We start from the raw sequence: 19,213 nt of genomic DNA, 5'->3' as shown, positions 1-19,213 counted from the left end.
TTTGTGAGAGGAAGGGTATGTAATGGCTGAGCGGTATTCACGACAACAGTTGTTCAAACCGATCGGGAGTAAAGGACAAGAAAAAATTCGAAATAAACATGTGTTAATTGTAGGAGCAGGCGCATTAGGAAGTGCAAGTGCTGAAAGTTTCGTACGTGCAGGCATTGGCAAGTTGACGATTATTGATCGTGACTACGTTGAATGGAGTAATTTACAAAGGCAACAATTGTACTCTGAAGAAGATGCGAGAGAGAAAATACCGAAAGCAATTGCTGCTAAAAATCGGTTAGAGCAAATTAATTCGGAAGTACACATAGATGCTTTCGTAATGGATGCAAGTGCAGAAAACATGGAAGACCTATTAAAAAATGTAGATGTAATCATTGATGCAACAGATAATTTTGATATTCGATTTGTAATAAGTGATTTATCACAAAAACATAAGATTCCGTGGGTATATGGTTCTTGCGTTGGCTCGTACGGTATGAGTTATACGGTTATTCCGCAAGAGACACCATGTTTACATTGTGTGCTGAAGAACGTTCCTGTTACAGGTGTCACATGTGATACCGCTGGAATTATTAGCCCGACTGTTCAAATTGTCGCAGCATATCAAGTGGCGGAAGCATTCAAAATTTTAGTAGGAGATTTTGCAGCAATTAGAAAAACGTTTTTCATGTTTGATATATGGAGTAATCAAAACCATTTTATAAAACTAGGGAAAATCAAAACAGACGATTGCCCTTCGTGCGGCTTAAATCGAACTTATCCTTATTTATCATACGAAAACCAAACGAAGGTAGCTGCTTTATGCGGAAGAAATACAGTGCAAATTAGGCCAGTAGAAAATAGAAAGTACGATTTTGATGATATAGAAAAAGTATTAAATAAACTAGGGAAAGTAGAGCGGAATCCGTATTTACTATCTTGCCACCTAGATGATTACCGCGTCGTTATTTTTCGGGATGGTCGTGTTTTCATTCATGGTACAAATGATATTTCGAAAGCGAAACAATTATATTATCGCGTATTCGGTTAATAGAAAGGGTTGTCAATAATGGAAAGAAGAGTGCCAATTACGGTTGAAGAAGCTGTTCGTAAAGTAATGGGGTTTGCTAATGAGGGATTAAAGGAGCTACTACCTATTGAATTAGCCTACGGGCGTATATTAGCAGAGGATTTAGTAGCTGACCATGACGTACCTTCATTCAATCGTTCACCGTATGACGGATTTGCTATTAGAGCAGAAGATACGAATGTAGCAAGTTATGAAACGCCAATTGTGTTTGAAGTAATTGGTGAAATTGGTGCGGGATCAATATTCCACGAGAAAGTAGGGCCGTTTCAAGCAGTTCGAATTATGACGGGAGCACAAATTCCGAATGGGTGTGATGCAGTTGTTATGTTAGAGCTGACTCGTCAATATGAGGAAGCTGGCAACAATTATATGGAAGTGAAGCGATCATTCAAAACGGGTGACAATATTTCTTTTCAAGGTGAAGATGCTCGTAAAGGAACGGTTCTTACAAAAAAAGGATCATACATTCATCCAGGTATTTCGGCTCTTCTTGCTACGTTCGGATATAGTGAGGTACCAGTGGCAAGAAAGCCTGTAATTGGATTGTTAGCGACTGGTAGTGAATTACTAGATGTAAATGATTCACTACAGCCAGGGAAAATCCGAAATAGTAATACGTATATGATATTGTCTCAAATTCGAAGAGCGGGCGGAAGAGTAAAATATTTTGGGAAGTTTAGCGATGATTTTCATACATGTTTCACAGCTGTAAAAGAAGCGTTAACCCAAGTGGATATGCTCATTACAACAGGCGGTGTATCAGTAGGGGATTACGATTATTTACCAGCTATTTACGAAAAGTTAGGTGCATCGGTTCTTTTCAATAAAGTTGCAATGCGGCCAGGAAGTGTTACGACTGTAGCGCAATTAAATGGCAAGTTATTATTTGGTTTATCAGGAAATCCATCTGCTTGTTACGTAGGATTTGAATTGTTTGTAAGACCTTGTATTCGGACGTATATGTTTAGTGAAAAAGCACATATGAAGAGAGAAAAAGCGTTATTAGGAGAAGATTTTCTAAAACCAAATCCATTTACAAGATTTGTGCGAGCAAAACTGACATATAACGAAGGGCAACTAATTACTTATCCGTCAGGGTTTGATAAATCTAGCTCAGTTTCTTCCCTAGCAGAGACAAATATATTTATTGTACTTCCAGGTGGTACGAGAGGGTATAAAAAAGATATGTTCGTAGATATTCTCTTACTGGAAGATAATGAAGGTAGTGAATGGCCTGGGACATTTTATAAAGTGAAACTTTAATCAGTGGGGGTCTTACTGCCCATTAAAGCGGGATAAAGTGAGAGGTGTTTCTAATGGGACAAGCACTATTTGAAATTGTAGATATACCGATTTCAGTTGAAGAAGTAATGAATAAAGTCGCAAGAAGAGAAGCAGGTGCAATTACAACATTTATTGGTACGGTGAGAGAACTAACAAAAGGAAAACGAACGCTACATTTAGAGTACGAAGCATATAAACCGATGGCAGTGAAACAACTTATGAGAATTGGTGAAGAAATAAATGAAAAGTGGCCAGACGCAAAAGTAGCAATTACGCACCGTGTAGGGCGGCTAGAAATCATGGATATTGCGGTAGTCATTGCAGTTTCATCACCGCATCGTAAAGTAGCGTATGAAGCGAATGAATACGCGATTGAACGTATAAAACGAATCGTCCCAATTTGGAAAAAAGAATTTTGGGAAGATGGAACGATGTGGATTGGAGATCAACTTGAAAATACGGCATATCCAGAAGGAAAACCGAAGAAGGAAGAATGAGAAGATGATTACAATTTTATTGTTCGCAAATTTGCGTGAGGAAGTCGGATCGGATCGATTCGTAATTTTAGAAAAACAAGAAATGACAGTTCAGCAATTAAAAGAATGGCTGAAAGCAAGTTATTGTTTACAATCGCTTAATAAAGTGATGGTGGCTGTTAATGAAGAGTTTGTAACGAATGAAGAGATGATAAAAGCTGGAGATATAGTCGCATTAATCCCGCCTGTTAGCGGGGGATAAAAAGCTTTTTCACCAAGAAAATGTTGTATATAAATTCGAGTACGAGAAGGGATGAGTGCTATGATTACGCAAGAACAAATAATGAACGCATTAAAACATGTAGAGGATCCGGAGTTACACAAAAGTATTGTAGAATTAAATATGGTTAGAAATATACAAATGAATGGAACAGAGGTTAAACTTGAAGTAGTGTTAACGATTCAAGGTTGTCCATTAAAAGCAAAAATTCAACAAGATGTGGAAGAGTCTCTTCAGGCAATTGGTGCATCTAAGGTAGATTTGACATTTGGTTCTATGACACAAGAAGAACGAGCCGCGCTAACAGAGAAGTTAAAGGAAAATACTAGAACAGAAACTGGTATGCCGAGTATGCTTCGTCTTGATTCAGGGGTACGGTTTATTACTGTAACGAGTGGTAAAGGTGGAGTTGGAAAATCAACAGTGACAATTAACCTTGCAACTGCTTTAGCTCGTATGGGCAAAAAAGTGGGGATATTAGACGCGGATATATATGGTTTTAGTATTCCAGCTATGATGGAAACGAATCAAAAACCGACGATGATTGATCAAACAGCAATTCCAGTCGTTAGTCACGGTGTTAAAATTATGTCGATGGGATTTTTTACGGAAGGAAATAACCCGGTTATGTGGCGCGGGCCGATGTTAAATAAATGGATTCAAAATTTCCTTGCGAATACGCACTGGGGAGAATTAGATTATTTACTTCTTGATTTACCACCTGGTACAGGAGATGTCGCTATTGATGTTGCAGCAATGATCCCGCAGGCGCAAGAGATTATCGTTACAACACCACACAATGTAGCTTCATTCGTAGCATCTAGAGTAGGTGTTATGGCAAAACATACGAAACACGAAATTTTAGGGATTGTAGAAAATATGGCTTATTATGAAGAACAAGATGGATCAAAAAACTATCTCTTCGGAAAAGGTGGCGGCGAAATGCTTGCAGAACAATTGCAAACAGAAGTGATCGCGCAAATACCTTTTGCAAAACGAGAAGAAAACAACGGTTCATCTGTATATGATGAAGACTCTCTTGTAGGAGAAGTGTTTACATTGTTAGCGGAGGATATTATTTATAAAGGATAGAGGGGGAAGTTTAGTATGGCTTGTAATATTGATCATTCTATGGAAGATGTAATGAATAAGCTTGAAAGTCAAAAAGGTTTTTTACCGGAAGTGATTTTTAAAGAGGTAAAGGGATTTTTGCAAGGGAATCATTCACAGGAAATATTAAATGATGTCTTTCATCTTCTAAAGAAGTATGACTTAGTTAGTGAAGAAGAACGAGAGATGAGAAATACTCAATTATTGCTGATTATAAAATAAATACGCTTTGGCTTTTGTTTTTTTTGCAGAAGGGGTGAATGTAATGAATATGAAAAAGATGATTGAAATGGTAGAAGCAACTAAAGTGACCGACGAAGGATTATCGATTTCTACTTTACATCAAAAGCTTGTGAAGCTGTATAGTCAAAAAGATAGTATAGAGTATACGGAGTTATTAAAATATATTTTATCATTATCCGTGCATCTGAAGCTGAATCTCGTATTGAAATACTTTGGTGTGCGTCCGGTTGCTGCTGCAGATGAGCGTATGCAATTTCAAGAGATATTTAAATGTTTAGCTAACAAAGATGAAAATGGCGAATGGTTTCTAAATTTCGTTTCTTTATATATAGGACTAATTGTAGTTCTTCATTTTGATGAAAAAGAGATTGAGAGAAGTTTTTTCGATGATATGGTAGTGGGTGAAGGGAATGAAATATAAGGTTCTGCTCATAACATCGCTCTATTTAATCGCTGTAACTGCGGTTTTAGTTGGTTATGTAAATATAAAGGTAACTAATTAGCTTGGTAAAAAGCGTTCTTCAGTTGTTTCTATCGTTTTTTCATGTTACCATTAAGCGAATTTTTCATAGGGAGAGAAAGCGATGAAATGGATTTATTTTATTATTATTAACGTTATAGCTTTTAGCCTTATGGGGCTTGATAAACGAAAAGCGAAGAAGAAACAGTGGAGAACGCCAGAAAGTACGTTGTTTTTATCAGCGGCAGCTGGAGGCGCAGTTGGTGCTTGGATCGGTATGTATATGTTTCATCATAAAACACATAAAAAGAAATTTGTTTTCGGTATACCGTTACTTGTCGTTATAACAATGTGTTTACTTTTTGCTGTATGAGAAATGTCGAAAGAATTGCAGATTGATTATTGGTAAAGTGAGCATGCGGGACCGTATAATGGAGAAAAATGAGAAGAGGAGAAAAGGGAAGATGGGGAGTCAATCAGCACAGCAAAAAAAAGGGATTATATATGCGGCTGGTGCTTATACGATGTGGGGAATCCTACCAATCTATTGGAAATGGGTTGAGGAAGTTCCAGCAGATGAAATATTAGCACACCGCATCGTTTGGGCGTTCGTTTTTATGTTACTTGTATTAGGTGTTACGAAGAGATTTCGTCAGTTTATTGGGGAGTTCGTGAATCTTTTTAAACGACCTAAATTATTAATGTCATTAACGATAGCTTCGGTCTTGATTAGCGGAAACTGGTTTGTCTACATATGGGCCGTTAATCATAATCATGTCATTGAAGCAAGTCTCGGATATTATATTAATCCACTTATTAGTATTTTACTTGGTACGGTTGTATTAAAGGAAAAGCTAAACTTTTGGCAATATGTTGCAGTTGGTTTAGCTGGCGTAGGGGTTATCATTTTGACAGTACGTTTTGGATCTATTCCGTGGGTTTCTTTATCACTTGCCTTTTCATTTGGATTATATGGATTAACGAAAAAATTGTTAAACTATGATGCGACAATTGGTCTTACGATGGAAACGATGTTAGTGACGCCGTTTGCGATTATTTATCTCGTTATGACAGGAGTACATGGTTTCGGCTCATTTGGATCTATTTCCATGTTATCGACGTTACTATTAATAGGAGCAGGAATTGTTACAGCTTTACCACTTTTTTATTTTGCAAAAGGAGCACAACTTATTCCGCTTTATATGGTAGGCTTTTTACAATATATTGCACCAACAATTAGTTTAATTTTAGGTGTATTCGTATTTGGTGAGCATTTCACATCTACTCATATGATGGCATTTTTCTGTATATGGATTGCATTATTTGTGTTTTCAATAGCAAAAACAAAGTTTTTAGTGCAGAAACAACCGAAATTTATAAAAAATAAATCAGCAAAAGTATCATAATGCGTAGTATTTTCTACGCATTTTTCTTTATACTGATACTATATAGAATTTCCATTATAGTCAGTAGGGAGCTGAGAACGTGGAAACAATTTTACATAATGATCCGCTTATGGCCGCTGTAATTTCATGGTTTTTAGCACAATTAACGAAAGTAGTCTTTAAATTATTCAAAACGGGTGAATTTGATTTTGCAAAGTTTTTTGCTTCAGGTGGGATGCCAAGTTCTCATGCTTCAACTGTTACAGCACTTGCAACAGGTGTTGGCGTTGTGGAAGGTGTGGAAAGTTCCATGTTTGCAATCGCTGCTATTTTTGCCATTATTGTTATGTATGATGCTTCAGGAGTAAGGCTCGCGGTAAGTAAACAAGCGAAAATATTAAATGAGTTTTTTCACGGTAGACAAACAGAATATAAGAAATTAAATGAACTTGTCGGGCATACACCGTATGAAGTAGTAGTCGGTGCTTTAGTAGGGATAATTGTCGGAGTAGGATATTGTTTATGAGCAGAACATTTTATATGTTCTGCTTTTCTTTGTTTTCATACATATTCAGTTATCTTTTTGAATATCGTTATACGGATTTCGAAAGGGTGGGTGAGTAACTTGTTATTATATGAAAAAGTGCATGAAGAGATAGCAAGAAGAACAACTGCACTTCAAACGATGCAACGGCGAGATGGAACGTGGCGCTTTTGTTTTGAAGGAGCACCATTAACAGATTGCCATATGATCTTTTTATTAAAATTATTAGGTAGAGATAAAGAGATAGAACCATTTGTAAAAAGATTAGCATCACTTCAAACAAATGAAGGAACATGGAAATTGTATGAAGATGAAGTAGGTGGTAATTTATCTGCTACAATTCAATCTTATGCTGCCTTACTTGCTTCAAAAAAATATACAAAAGAAGATGCGAATATGAAGCGAGCCGAAATGTTTATAAATGAGCGTGGCGGGGTAGCGCGTGCTCATTTTATGACGAAGTTTTTATTAGCGGCTCATGGAGAATATGAATATCCTTCGCTCTTTCATTTGCCAACACCAATTATGTTTCTCCAAAGTGATTCACCTCTCAGTATATTTGAGTTAAGTAGCTCAGCGCGTATTCATTTAATTCCGATGATGGTTTGTTTAAATAAAAGATTTCGAGTAGGGAAAAAGTTACTGCCAAATTTAAATCATATTTCGGGAGGGGGCGGAGAATGGTTTCGAGAGGATCGGTCTCCGTTGTTTCAAACGTTAGTAAGTGATGTAAAACAAATTATATCGTATCCACTATCTTTACATCATAAAGGGAATGAGGAAGTCGAACGTTTTATGAAAGAACGTATTGATGAGAATGGAACGTTATATAGTTACGCAACTGCCTCGTTTTATATGATTTACGCTTTACTCGCGTTAGGACATTCTCTTCAATCATCAATCATTCAAAAGGCTATAACTGGGATAACATCTTATATATGGAAGATGGAAAGCGGGAATCATTTGCAAAACTCGCCTTCAGCTGTATGGGATACGGCTTTACTCAGCTATGCGTTACAAGAGGCCCAAGTACCGAAAGATAATAAGATGATTCAACATGCAGTAACATATTTATTAAAAAAACAGCATACAAAAAAAGCTGATTGGAGCGTACATGCACCAGCGCTTGCACCAGGTGGTTGGGGTTTTTCAGACGTGAATACGACAATTCCTGATGTTGATGATACAACAGCCGTGCTAAGAGGATTGGCAAAAAGTAGAGGGAACGAAAATGTAGATTATGCTTGGAAGAAAGGGGTCACTTGGGTTAAAGGATTACAAAATAATGATGGTGGATGGGGAGCATTTGAAAAAGGTGTGACGAGCAATTTATTAGCAAATTTACCAATCGAAAATGCAAGCGACATGATTACAGATCCTTCTACACCAGATATTACAGGAAGAGTGTTAGAGCTTTTCGGGACATATGCGCAAAATGAATTGCCTGAGAAACAAAAACAAAGTGCGATAAATTGGTTAATGAATGTACAAGCGAAAAATGGATCATGGTATGGAAAATGGGGGATTTGTTATATATATGGTACGTGGGCGGTGATGACAGGTTTACGATCAATCGGAATTCCATCTAGCAATCCATCATTGAAACGAGCAGCTTTATGGCTTGAACATATACAACATGAAGATGGTGGTTGGGGAGAATCATGCCACAGTAGTGTGGAAAAAAGGTTCGTTACTTTATCATTCAGTACCCCATCTCAAACAGCATGGGCGTTAGATGCTCTCATTTCTTACTATGATAAGGAAACACCAGCAATTCGAAAGGGTATCTCATATTTGCTTGCGAATCGTTATGTGAATGAAAAATATCCTACTGGAACAGGTTTACCAGGTGGTTTTTATATTCGTTATCATAGCTATGCCCATATATATCCGCTACTTACTTTGGCGCATTATATAAAAAAATATCGAAAATAAACCGAGAGGATATCTCTCGGTTTATTTTGTTGGGTAGTAGGTCCCTGTTGAAAAGAATAAGGTTGTGCTTTCCTTATTTTTCTGTTGATTGGCGTTTTTGACGTGCATCAGCGGCATTTGCACGTGCGTTTGCTTCTAAGTCATTGTGGTCAGCGAGTTCACGAGAGAACTCAACATCAATGCCATCAGCAGCTTTGTTTTGCTTGAAATTTTTTTTGTTCATTCGACACAATCTCCTTGTGTTTTATGCGACGTTGCAAAGTTAGTTTGACACAAATAGACTTTTTTATACAAAGAGGGATTGGAAGGCAAAAAGCCGAAATATACAGTATAAGTAATAGAAATGGGGGATAGGGATGGAGTTTTTAAATGGGAAAACAGCTGTTGTAACAGGAGCTGCACAGGGAATTGGAAAAGAGATTGCAAGGGTTTATGCAAAACTAGGGGCAAAAGTATTAATTAGCGATGTAAATGAAGAAAAGCTACAAAAAACGACACGTGAATTATCGGATGAAGGATATGAAGTGAGTTTATATCGATGTGATGTGAGTAATCAAAATGAAGCGAAGTCATTAATTGAATATGCGGTTCAAAAATTCGGTACATTACATATTTTGGTGAATAATGCTGGGATTACAAGAGATGCAATGTTACATAAAATGGAGAAGTCTTCTTGGGAACAAGTATTACAAGTGAACTTAACTGGCGTTTTTTATTGTATGCAGCCAGCGCTTCTTTACATGAGACAACAAGGGTATGGACGCATTATTAATATATCTTCAATTAGTAGAGAAGGAAATATAGGCCAAGCGAATTATGCTGCTACAAAGGCAGGAGTTGTAGGTTTAACGAAAACAGCAGCGAAAGAAGTTGGAAGTTTCGGTATTACATGTAATGCGATTTGCCCAGGGTTTATGGATACAGATATGACAAAAACGATACCAGATAAAGTGAAAGAAAAGATGGTTGGCGCGATTCCAGTTGGTAGAATTGGTACGCCAGAAGATATTGCGAACGCAGCGGCCTTTTTAGCATCAGAATACGCATCCTATATTACAGGAGAAGTATTAAATGTGAGCGGGGGACTGCAAGTTTAAAGGAATACATAATGAAAAGAACCTGACCGGATAGGTCAGGTTCTTTTTCGTTAGTTTAAGTTGAGCCAAACACTCTTCACTTCTGTATAATTATTTAATGCGTAAGATCCCATTTCACGGCCAAGACCAGATTGTTTAAATCCTCCAAATGGAGATGCTGCATCAAAGACGTTATAACAGTTTACCCATACAGTACCAGCGCGCACTTTACTTGCAACATAGTGTGCTGTTTTAACATTTTCTGTCCACACACCAGCCGCTAAGCCGAATTGTGATTTATTTGCACGTTCAATTACTTCATCAATATCGTTGAAAGGTATTGCAGAAATAACTGGACCGAAAATTTCTTCTTTTGCGATCGTCATTTCGTCATTTACGTCAGCGAATACTGTAGGAGAAACGAAGTAACCTTGATCGAATGGATTACTTCCTCCGCAAAGTACTTCAGCGCCTTCTTCAATCCCTTTTTCAATGAAGCCCATTACACGTTTTTGTTGTTCTTCGGAAACGAGAGGACCGATGGTAGTTTCTGGACTTAGACCAGCACCTTGATTTAATTTTTTAGAATAAAGGACGAGATCAGCCATGACATTATCGTACATTTTCTTTGGAACAAATAAGCGTGATCCAGCAGAGCATACTTGTCCTTGGTTAAACATAACACCAGAAAGTGCACCAGGAATCGCGCGAGATAAGTCGGCGTCTGGTAAAATAATGTTCGGCGATTTACCTCCAAGCTCTAAAGTAACACGTTTCAATGATTCAGATGCTTGTCTCATAATTTGTTTACCGACTGGAGTAGAGCCAGTAAATGCAATTTTATCAACGAGTGGATGATTAACAAGAGCTTGTCCAGCTGATTCACCGAATCCAGGAACGATATTAATAACACCTTTCGGGAATCCAGCTTCTTCAATTAATTCAGCTAAGTATAGAGCGGATAGTGGAGTTTGTTCTGCAGGTTTTAAAACGATTGTACATCCTGTAGCAAGCGCTGCTCCCATTTTCCACATTGCCATAAGAAGTGGGAAGTTCCAAGGAATAATTTGACCGACGACACCAACAGCCTCATGGCGTGTATAGTTAAAGTAATCACCGGAAACAGGAATTGTTTGACCAACGATTTTCGTAGCCCAGCCAGCATAATAGCGCATATGTTCAATTGCAAGTGGTATGTCTGCTGCCATTGTTTCACGGATTGGCTTTCCGTTATCTAATGTTTCGAGCTGTGCAAGCTCTTCTTTATGTTCTTCCATTAAATCAGCTAACTTGTACATAAGACGGCTTCGCTCAGCAGTGCTCATGCGAGACCAAGGACCTTCGTCAAAAGCCATGCGAGCTGCAACAACAGCTTTATGAATATCTTCGCGACCAGCCTCAGAAACGACGGCAAGTGTTTCGCCGGTTGCTGGGTTAGGTGTTTTAAATGTTTTACCGGAAGCGCTTTCAATGAAAGATCCATTCACATATAACTTTTTTGTACCTTGAAGAAACTTTTCTACCTTTTCATGAAGATTTACAGCTAGTTGACTCATTGTATAACCCCCTTGAAAATATAATGTAAACGCAGTACGAGACGGCGTTTATTCCAAAACCAAGGATGTGGGAACTAGATGGAAAGCCTCTAATTTAAATCATAATTAACAAATACTGAAAATTCAAATTTCATTTGTGTTACAATTGTAAAAAATATGTAATGTAAGAGAATCTTCTATATGAATATAAAAACTCCTGCTTGTTTTTGCTTTCTAGTAGGAAAAACTAGAAGAACAATGGTACAATAATACCTCGTGAGAGGAGGGAGAAAAATGAAGGATTATCATGATGATCCACGCTTTCGAATCGCCCATAGAGAAGCGTTAATTGGTCTTGGACTTGCTATTATCAATTTTATAATATGGTACGGATTTGCTTATGGGCTTGGTAGTAAAAATCCAAGTGAATATACATATGTATTCGGTTTTCCAGCATGGTTTTTTTATAGCTGTATCGTTGGGTTTGTCGTTATGGTTATTTTACTTAGTTTAGTTGTTCGTTTTGTATTTCAAGATATTTCACTCGATGAGGAAGAAAAAAGTGAGGAATAATAGATGAATTGGTATGTAATCATTCCAATGATAATTTCATTTATCGTTGTGTTTTTAATTGGTGTATATGCTTCAAGACGCGTACAAGCGACTGCTAATAATAAATTTTTACAAGAATATTTTCTTGGTGGGCGTGAACTTGGCGGTTTATTATTAGCGATGACAATGATTGCTACGTACGGTAGTGCGAGTAGCTTTATTGGTGGTCCAGGTATTGCGTACAATATGGGTCTCGGATGGGTATTATTATCTGCGATTCAAGTTGTAACAGGGTATATCGTTTTAACGGTTATCGGTAAAAAGTTTGCAATTATCGCTAGAAAGATGGAAGCCATTACTCTTATCGATTATTTAAAGGGAAGATACAATAATAAAGCAGTTGTTATACTTTCTGCGTTATGTATTATTATCTTTTTATTTTCAGCAACAGTAGCTCAATGGGTCGGCGGTGGCCGATTAATTGAGTCGCTAACGGGTCTATCTTATACAACAGCACTATTTCTATTTACTTTTTCTGTACTTGTATACGTATTAATTGGTGGGTTTCGTGCAGTCGCTTTATCAGATACACTATTAGGTATCATTATGTTAGTTGGAACGACAATCATTTTAATTGCTACTGTCATTGCTGGTGGTGGAATTGAAAAGATTATGCAGGAACTTATTCAAATCAATCCGAATTTAATTACACCGTTCGGAGCGGATGGTAGTTTAACGAAATCATACGTGACATCATTTTGGATTTTAATTGGAATTGGCGTTGTTGGTTTACCGCAAATTAGTGTGCGTGCCATGTCTTATAAAAATTCAAAAGCTATGCATCAAGCGTTAATAATTGGTACGGTTGTTGTAGGTACAATTATGATTGGTATGCATTTAACGGGTGTATTTGCACGAGTTGTACTTCCGGGTATAACGGTACCGGATAAAGTCATGCCGCTACTCGCGATGGAAGTGTTGCCACCTTGGTTAGCCGGTGTTTTCTTAGCTGCGCCAATGGCAGCAATTATGTCTACAGTAAACTCGTTATTGTTACTTGTAAGTTCATCAATTATTAAAGATATATACGTAAATTACATAAATAAAGATGCAGCAGACAGTACGATTAGAAAAGGAAGTTTGTGGATTACTGGTATCGTAGGGCTGCTCGTTTATGCAGCAGCAATTAAACCACCAGATTTTTTAATATGGTTAAATTTATTTTCTTTCGGTGGATTAGAAGCAGCATTCATTTGGCCAATCGTATTAGGGTTATATTGGAGAAAGGGAAATGCAACAGGAGCGCTTGCCTCTATTTTAGTTGGGGTAGGTTCATATATGTGTATTCACCTTTTCTATCCAAACCCGTTCGGTATACATACAGTTGTTTTCCCAATTTGTTTTGCGTTTATCGCTTATATCATTGGAAGTATGAGTGCTGTGAAGAAAAACAGTATAGGTTAGAGGAAGAACGTAGTCCTTATAGAGGACTGCGTTTTTTTGTGTGAATTTATTCTTTTTTATTCTGTATATGTAAGGTTATTCATAAATTAATAACAATTGAGGGGATGGAGTTGAGGTCGATGAAAAAAGTATTATTTTTGGGAGACCCAGGAATTGATGACTCTTTAGCCATCATGTACGGAATTATGCATCCTGATATTGATGTTGTTGGTGTTGTAACCGGATATGGAAATGTAACGCAAGAAAAGGCGACGAGTAATGCAGCATATTTGCTGCAAATGGCGGGGCGGGAAGATATACCTGTTATCAATGGTGCAAAGATCCCTTTATCCGGGGATGTTACAACGTATTATCCAGAAATTCATGGGGCAGATGGATTAGGACCGATTAAACCACCAAAAGCTTTTGCGCCAAATATAAAACCTTTTTGTGCTTTTTTTGATATTCTGGAAAAGTATAAAGGAGAATTAATCATTGTGGATGCTGGTAGGTCAACGACACTAGCGACAGCATTTATTTTAGAAAAGCCGATGATGAAGTATGTGAAAGAATATTATATAATGGGCGGTGCTTTTTTAATGCCTGGCAATGTAACACCAGTCGCAGAGGCGAATTTTCATGGTGATCCCATTGCGTCACAATTAGTTATGCAAAATGCCAAGAATGTGACATTAGTTCCACTAAACGTTACATCTGAAGCAATTATCACGCCAGAAATGGTAAAATATATTACGAAACATTCTAAAACGAGTTTTAATAAATTAATCGAGCCGATATTTACGTATTATTATAAGGCGTATAAAAAGTTAAACCCAAAAATAACAGGCAGTCCAGTTCATGACGTCGTTACAATGATGGTTGCGGCAAATCCGTCTCTTTTAGATTATGTATATCGCCGTGTCGATGTAGATACAGTTGGAATTGCAAAAGGAGAGAGTATTGCTGATTTCCGGCCTCAGCCGGACTCAAAAGCTTTAAAGAATTGGGTGCGAATCGGTTGGTCGTTACATTATAAAAAATTTCTCGAAGACTTCGTGAAAATTATGACGTAGACATAATAGGAGAATACAAGTTAAAATAATGGAGACGGTTATTTAAATAACCGTCTCCATTATTTTTTAAAAAGATAAATAGAGAAGAGTTACACAATAGGAGAGGAATTTTACTTGAAAAAAACTATAGTATGCGCAGTAATTGTGGGTATTTTCGTTTTGCTAATATCGGGTAATTTTTTAGTGGAAAAAGTGTGGAGTTCAAATAATGATGATGCGCAGTATATCGCATCCTTTATTGAAGAACATAAAGATGAAAAAAATAGTGCACTTCTAGTAAAGAGAAATGATAAAATTGTTTATTCTGTAAATCCCAATGTTGTATTGCCGGTTGCTAGTACGATGAAATTAATCGTGGCGCTTGAATATACGAAACAAGTTACAGAAGGGAAAATTGATCCGTCTAGTTTTGTTTCCATTAATGATGTGAATCGTTATTACGTACCGAATACAGATGGCGGTGCACAAGATAGATGGCAAAAGTATTTACAAAAGACAGACAAGATAACAGAAGGAGCAGTTTCTTTAGAAGAAGTGGCAAAAGGAATGGTCAAATTTAGTTCGAATGCGAATGCTGAATATTTAATGGAAGTGTTAGGATTAGATAATATTAATCGGAATTTACAAAGTTTATCACTTCCAGCACATCAGCCGCTATTTCCGATTGTTTCATCTTTATACATCCCTGGATATTTGCATAAAGAACTACATGTTCCGAAATATAAAATAGAGAAAAAGTTAAAAGAAATGTCTCAAGAGCAATATCGTGAATATGCGATGATTATTCATGAACGCTTAAAAAAGAAGGGACCATTATTACAGAAGGAAATTCCTCTTTACTTAGAGGAACGTTACGATAAAATTTGGTCAGATCGATTACCAGCAGCTTCTGCAAATGATTATATGGTACTACTTCAAAAGGCAAATCATAAAGGTGGCCTAACAGACGCAGAAGAAAAAGTGTGGGCGAATATCGTTGAAACAGATATGAGTGCTAAGAAATACCGTAAAACATTTAGACATGCAGGGCAAAAAAATGGCTATACGCCATGGACAGTTACAAAAGCAGTTTATGCGATGGATAAACGCGGGAACTGTACAGAAATTGTGTTCTTAGCAAATAATTTAAATGAGGACGACAGTGCAGAAATACGAAAACATTTAGCGAACTTACATTTCCAAGTGTTGCAAAGTGATAAGTATGATGCGACTTTTATTAAGTAAACTCGGTGCAGAGGGCGCCGAGTTTATTTTTATCCCGCTTTAATGGGCAGTAAGACCCTCACCTCAAAATTCAGCGAAAGCAAAGAAGTTAGCCGGGGATCGGGCTGCCCATAAAAGTCCGATTGGTGAGGGCTGATTAAAGTTTCACTTTATGTACAAGCACTTTTTTTCTATCTCTGGGTATGATGGGTAGTAATACTTAGGCGAGAGGGGAAAAGGTGATGAAACAAAGTAAAGAAGAGTTTATAAAGAGTGAAGGCGCTGATTTCCCTGGGAAAACATATGTCGATTGTGTATTACAACATGTATTTCATTTTCAGCGAGATCACTTATTAAAAGATATGTTTCAGGTGCATAAAGCGCATGTTGTGATGCTGACAGAAGAGAATTTAATGAAAAAGGAAGAAGCTAAAGTTATATTACACGCACTAAAAAAGATAGAGGGAATTCCAAAAGATCAATTGCTATATACAGAGCAGCATGAAGATCTCTTTTTTTTAGTCGAACATTTAATTTTTCAAGAAGCGAAATGCGATTTTGTAAGTAATATGCATATTGGCAGGAGTAGAAATGATATGGGTGTAACGATGTATCGCATGAGTTTAAGGCGATATGTACTACGATTAATGGAGCATCACTTGTTATTGCAAGAAAGTATATTGCAACTTGCCGATGATCACAAGGAAACGATTATGCCAGCTTATACACATACACAACCAGCTCAACCAACGACATTTGGTCATTATATGTTAGCGATTTATGATACGATGCAGAGAGATTTAGAACGAATGAAACGAACGTACAAACTTTTAAATCAATCTCCAATGGGAGCTGCGGCTCTTTCTACAACAAGTTTCCCGATTAAACGAGAGCGAGTTGCCAATTTACTTGGGTTTACTAATGTAATTGAGAACTCATATGATGCTGTTGCTGGAGCGGATTATTTATTAGAAGTTAGTTCGTTACTTATGGTAATTATGACGAATACGAGCAGATGGATTCATGACTTCTTACTATTAGCGACGAAGGAATATGATGGTATTACTGTTGCGAAGCCATATGTACAAATTAGTAGTATTATGCCGCAAAAGCGAAATCCAGTTTCAATTGAGCATGCACGTGCAATTACGAGTAGCGCTTTAGGAGAAGCATTTACAGTATTTCAAATGATCCATAATACGCCATTTGGTGATATTGTTGATACGGAAGATGACTTGCAGCCGTATTTATATAAAGGAATTGAAAAGACCATTCGTGTTTTTTGTATTATGAATGCAGTGATTTGAACGATGAAAGTAGAAGAAGAAACGTTGAAAAGTCGTTCCTATAAACATGCAATTACGATAACTGATTTCGCAGATGTTTTAACAAAAAACTATGACATTCCATTTCGGCAGGCGCATCATGCAGCAAGTGTTATTGCGAAAATGTCATTGGATCAACAAAAGGAGCTACATGAATTACATGTAAAAGATGTAAATATATACTTGCAAGAAAATTTTAAAATATATTTATTAGAAAAAGAGTGGGAAGAGATTGTATCGCCAGAAGCTTTTATTCAAAAAAGAAATGTATACGGTGGCCCGAGTAAAAAAGAAATGGAGCGCATGATTAAAAATCGAAAAGAGTCATTTCAAAAAGAGGAAGAGGTATTTGAAAGGGAAAAACAAAGAATTTTACAAGCTGAAAATGATTTGAATGCATTAGCTTTGAATATTATCGAATCGTAAAAGAGGGATTTAGTGAATTAATCGCCAATACTTAATGAAACTATAAATAGAGAGAAGAGATTGTCGATGATTCAATTACATGTATATGAAGAGATTCTTACTTTTAAAGAAGAAGTTACGTCATTTTTAGAAAAGAATGAGCAGGAAAATAATCTTATATTAGGTGTATTACAAATGGGCCAACAACCGATATTTATGGGGGTAGTAAAACAAGAGGAAGAAATTGCAATTGTATTTCTTCAAACAGAAGAGAAGAAACAAATCATTGTTGCTACGTCTGAAATTAAAGAAGAGGACATCGTGGAACTTGCAAAAAAATTAGCGGAAGTGTATCCAAATGTTCCTGGGTTGATTGGAAATAAGAAAATTGTACAGAGATTAGCGGAAGAGATTGCGGCGATAGAAAATAAGAAAACGAATGTTGCAATGGAGCAAGGTGTATATGAATTAAAACAAGTAAAGAAAAAGTGGAACGGAGATGGAATCTTTCGAGAAGTAAGTAGTGAGGAGCTACCGTTAATAGAACAGTGGATATATCAATTTTGCGAAGATGTGAAGCTTCCTACTACGAAAGAAGAAGCGAAACAAACCGCCCATACATTCATTACTAATCGTCGTCTTTTTGGTCTAGAAGTAGACGGGAAACTTGTTTCTGTAGCTGCAAAAACGAGACCGACTACAAACAATATAACAGTTAATTTCGTATATACACCGAAAGAAGCGCGGAAAAAAGGGTACGCATCTAGTTGTGTTGCCGCACTTAGTCAACGTATGTTAGATGAAGGTTACAAAACAACGACTTTATATACGGATCTGGCAAATCCGACATCAAATAAAATTTACCAACAGATTGGTTATGAACAAATTGCGGAGTCTGTACTTATATTTTTAGAGAAATAGAATGAAAAGGCACGCTAGTAGAGCGTGCCTTTTTGTTATTCATCAATTCGAATTACTTCACCTTGCGGGAAATTCTCAGTTTCTAGTAAGCTACGAATTGCTTTCGCAACGTATTCAGGTGATAGTAGTTTCCCTTCTTCTTTTAGTGCGATAAAGCGATCTAAATTTATGAAGTCTTCTTTATTTGTTTCACGAATTTGTGCTTGCATACTTGTATCAACAACACCAGGTGCAAATGCGACGATTTTTACCGGATATTCTTTTTCAGCTTCTTCGGTTGCTACGCACTGTGTAAACATATTTACACCAGCTTTCGTTGTACAATAAGCGCCCCATCCAAAATAAGGATTTTTACCTGCACCAGATGAAATGTTTATAACACGTTTATCTACTTTCCAATCTTTCGTATGTTTCATGAAAGTGGAGGTAAGAATCATCGGTGCAAGTAAATTAATTTGAACGTTCGTAATGAGCAGTTCGCTTTCAGCTTTTTCAATTGGTTTCATTGGTGCGAGTGTACCAGCGTTATTAATTAAATGAATAGATGATACAGTATTTTCTGGAATAGATGAAATGATTTCGTTAAAGTTCGTTTCTAAATTATGTACATCTTGAAGATCTAAGGAGTGGAAAATACAATTGCTGTTATATTGCTCTGCGAGTCTTGTAAGTTCTTTATTTTCTCTTCTAGAAATAGAGATGATACTCGTGTTTTCTTCTAACAATTGCGCGGCGATTGCCTCACCTAAACCTTGTGAAGTTCCTGTTACGATAACATAACGCATAGTGTAGTAAGCTCCTCTCGTATGTGCGGAATTTTGTTGGACAAAGTACATTGCATAGTTTGTCTACATTTTATAGTATAGAGCACTTTTTACTATAATT

The 19,213-nt window shown here is 36.9% G+C and carries 20 protein-coding genes and 1 pseudogene; 18 read left to right on the top strand and 3 right to left on the bottom strand.

Going from position 1 to position 19,213, the window contains the following annotated elements; genetic code table 11:
- The first annotated feature begins 22 nt into the window (after positions 1-22).
- The 11 genes from PDL00_RS16460 (at position 23) to PDL00_RS16410 (ending at position 8,795) form a co-directional block, all read left to right on the top strand.
- The gene (locus PDL00_RS16460; RefSeq protein ID WP_242255270.1) at positions 23-1,039 is read left to right on the top strand and encodes a molybdopterin-synthase adenylyltransferase MoeB; all 1,017 of its coding nucleotides are present in this window, start codon (positions 23-25) and stop codon (positions 1,037-1,039) included.
- Positions 1,040-1,057: 18 nt separating this feature from the next.
- A complete protein-coding gene (gene moeA, locus PDL00_RS16455; protein ID WP_270730195.1) occupies positions 1,058-2,341 on the top strand; it encodes a molybdopterin molybdotransferase MoeA in 1,284 nt (427 codons plus the stop codon).
- 53 nt (positions 2,342-2,394) lie between these two features.
- Positions 2,395-2,859, top strand: a complete 465-nt coding sequence (gene moaE, locus PDL00_RS16450) for a molybdopterin synthase catalytic subunit MoaE (protein ID WP_270730192.1) — start codon at positions 2,395-2,397, stop codon at positions 2,857-2,859.
- Between the two features lie 4 nt (positions 2,860-2,863).
- Positions 2,864-3,100: a molybdopterin converting factor subunit 1 gene (gene moaD / locus PDL00_RS16445; protein ID WP_242255263.1), complete on the top strand. Its 237-nt coding sequence runs from the start codon at positions 2,864-2,866 to the stop codon at positions 3,098-3,100.
- Positions 3,101-3,160: 60 nt separating this feature from the next.
- The gene (locus tag PDL00_RS16440; protein WP_242255261.1) at positions 3,161-4,210 is read left to right on the top strand and encodes a P-loop NTPase; all 1,050 of its coding nucleotides are present in this window, start codon (positions 3,161-3,163) and stop codon (positions 4,208-4,210) included.
- Positions 4,211-4,225: 15 nt separating this feature from the next.
- A complete protein-coding gene (locus tag PDL00_RS16435; protein WP_242255259.1) occupies positions 4,226-4,450 on the top strand; it encodes a group-specific protein in 225 nt (74 codons plus the stop codon).
- Between the two features lie 43 nt (positions 4,451-4,493).
- Positions 4,494-4,892, top strand: coding sequence for a hypothetical protein (locus tag PDL00_RS16430; RefSeq protein ID WP_270730187.1), 399 nt, complete (start codon positions 4,494-4,496; stop codon positions 4,890-4,892).
- A 163-nt stretch (positions 4,893-5,055) separates the two neighbouring features.
- Positions 5,056-5,304: a DUF1294 domain-containing protein gene (locus tag PDL00_RS16425; protein WP_242255255.1), complete on the top strand. Its 249-nt coding sequence runs from the start codon at positions 5,056-5,058 to the stop codon at positions 5,302-5,304.
- A 91-nt stretch (positions 5,305-5,395) separates the two neighbouring features.
- Positions 5,396-6,337, top strand: a complete 942-nt coding sequence (rarD, locus tag PDL00_RS16420) for an EamA family transporter RarD (RefSeq protein ID WP_063262506.1) — start codon at positions 5,396-5,398, stop codon at positions 6,335-6,337.
- A 79-nt stretch (positions 6,338-6,416) separates the two neighbouring features.
- Complete coding sequence (locus tag PDL00_RS16415) at positions 6,417-6,842, top strand: divergent PAP2 family protein (RefSeq protein WP_073515868.1); 426 nt, start codon at positions 6,417-6,419, stop codon at positions 6,840-6,842.
- 99 nt (positions 6,843-6,941) lie between these two features.
- A complete protein-coding gene (locus PDL00_RS16410) occupies positions 6,942-8,795 on the top strand; it encodes a terpene cyclase/mutase family protein (RefSeq protein ID WP_270730184.1) in 1,854 nt (617 codons plus the stop codon).
- 73 nt (positions 8,796-8,868) lie between these two features.
- Here PDL00_RS16410 and PDL00_RS16405 read toward each other — a convergent pair whose 3' ends face one another.
- Entirely contained in the window at positions 8,869-9,018 is a 150-nt protein-coding gene (locus PDL00_RS16405; RefSeq protein WP_001035806.1) for a YfhD family protein, read from the bottom strand.
- Between the two features lie 133 nt (positions 9,019-9,151).
- Between PDL00_RS16405 and fabG the strand changes: the two genes are divergently transcribed.
- Entirely contained in the window at positions 9,152-9,892 is a 741-nt protein-coding gene (gene fabG, locus PDL00_RS16400) for a 3-oxoacyl-ACP reductase FabG (RefSeq protein WP_061678476.1), read from the top strand.
- A 50-nt stretch (positions 9,893-9,942) separates the two neighbouring features.
- On the opposite strand, the gene dhaS is transcribed toward fabG, so the two are convergent.
- A complete protein-coding gene (dhaS, locus tag PDL00_RS16395) occupies positions 9,943-11,427 on the bottom strand; it encodes an aldehyde dehydrogenase DhaS (protein ID WP_061678475.1) in 1,485 nt (494 codons plus the stop codon).
- A 273-nt stretch (positions 11,428-11,700) separates the two neighbouring features.
- On the opposite strand from dhaS, the gene PDL00_RS16390 reads away from it, so the two are divergent.
- The 6 genes and pseudogenes from PDL00_RS16390 (at position 11,701) to PDL00_RS16365 (ending at position 18,328) form a co-directional block, all read left to right on the top strand.
- On the top strand, positions 11,701-11,979 hold the full coding sequence (locus tag PDL00_RS16390) for a YhdT family protein (protein ID WP_000656242.1): 279 nt from the start codon (positions 11,701-11,703) through the stop codon (positions 11,977-11,979).
- Between the two features lie 3 nt (positions 11,980-11,982).
- Positions 11,983-13,422 (top strand): sodium/pantothenate symporter, encoded by a 1,440-nt coding sequence (gene panF, locus PDL00_RS16385; protein ID WP_001104842.1) that lies wholly within the window; start codon positions 11,983-11,985, stop codon positions 13,420-13,422.
- Positions 13,423-13,541: 119 nt separating this feature from the next.
- On the top strand, positions 13,542-14,474 hold the full coding sequence (locus PDL00_RS16380; protein WP_270730180.1) for a nucleoside hydrolase: 933 nt from the start codon (positions 13,542-13,544) through the stop codon (positions 14,472-14,474).
- A 114-nt stretch (positions 14,475-14,588) separates the two neighbouring features.
- The gene (locus tag PDL00_RS16375) at positions 14,589-15,698 is read left to right on the top strand and encodes a serine hydrolase (protein WP_270730178.1); all 1,110 of its coding nucleotides are present in this window, start codon (positions 14,589-14,591) and stop codon (positions 15,696-15,698) included.
- 218 nt (positions 15,699-15,916) lie between these two features.
- Positions 15,917-17,428, top strand: a pseudogene (gene argH, locus PDL00_RS16370) (argininosuccinate lyase).
- 66 nt (positions 17,429-17,494) lie between these two features.
- Complete coding sequence (locus PDL00_RS16365) at positions 17,495-18,328, top strand: GNAT family N-acetyltransferase (protein ID WP_270730176.1); 834 nt, start codon at positions 17,495-17,497, stop codon at positions 18,326-18,328.
- A 35-nt stretch (positions 18,329-18,363) separates the two neighbouring features.
- Here PDL00_RS16365 and PDL00_RS16360 read toward each other — a convergent pair whose 3' ends face one another.
- A complete protein-coding gene (locus PDL00_RS16360; RefSeq protein ID WP_270730174.1) occupies positions 18,364-19,113 on the bottom strand; it encodes a (S)-benzoin forming benzil reductase in 750 nt (249 codons plus the stop codon).
- Positions 19,114-19,213: the final 100 nt, after the last annotated feature.

The sequence above is a fragment of the Bacillus cereus group sp. TH152-1LC genome (genome assembly GCF_027710505.1).
Classification (GTDB): domain Bacteria; phylum Bacillota; class Bacilli; order Bacillales; family Bacillaceae_G; genus Bacillus_A; species Bacillus_A mobilis.
This window is presented reverse-complemented; position numbering and strand designations above follow the sequence as displayed.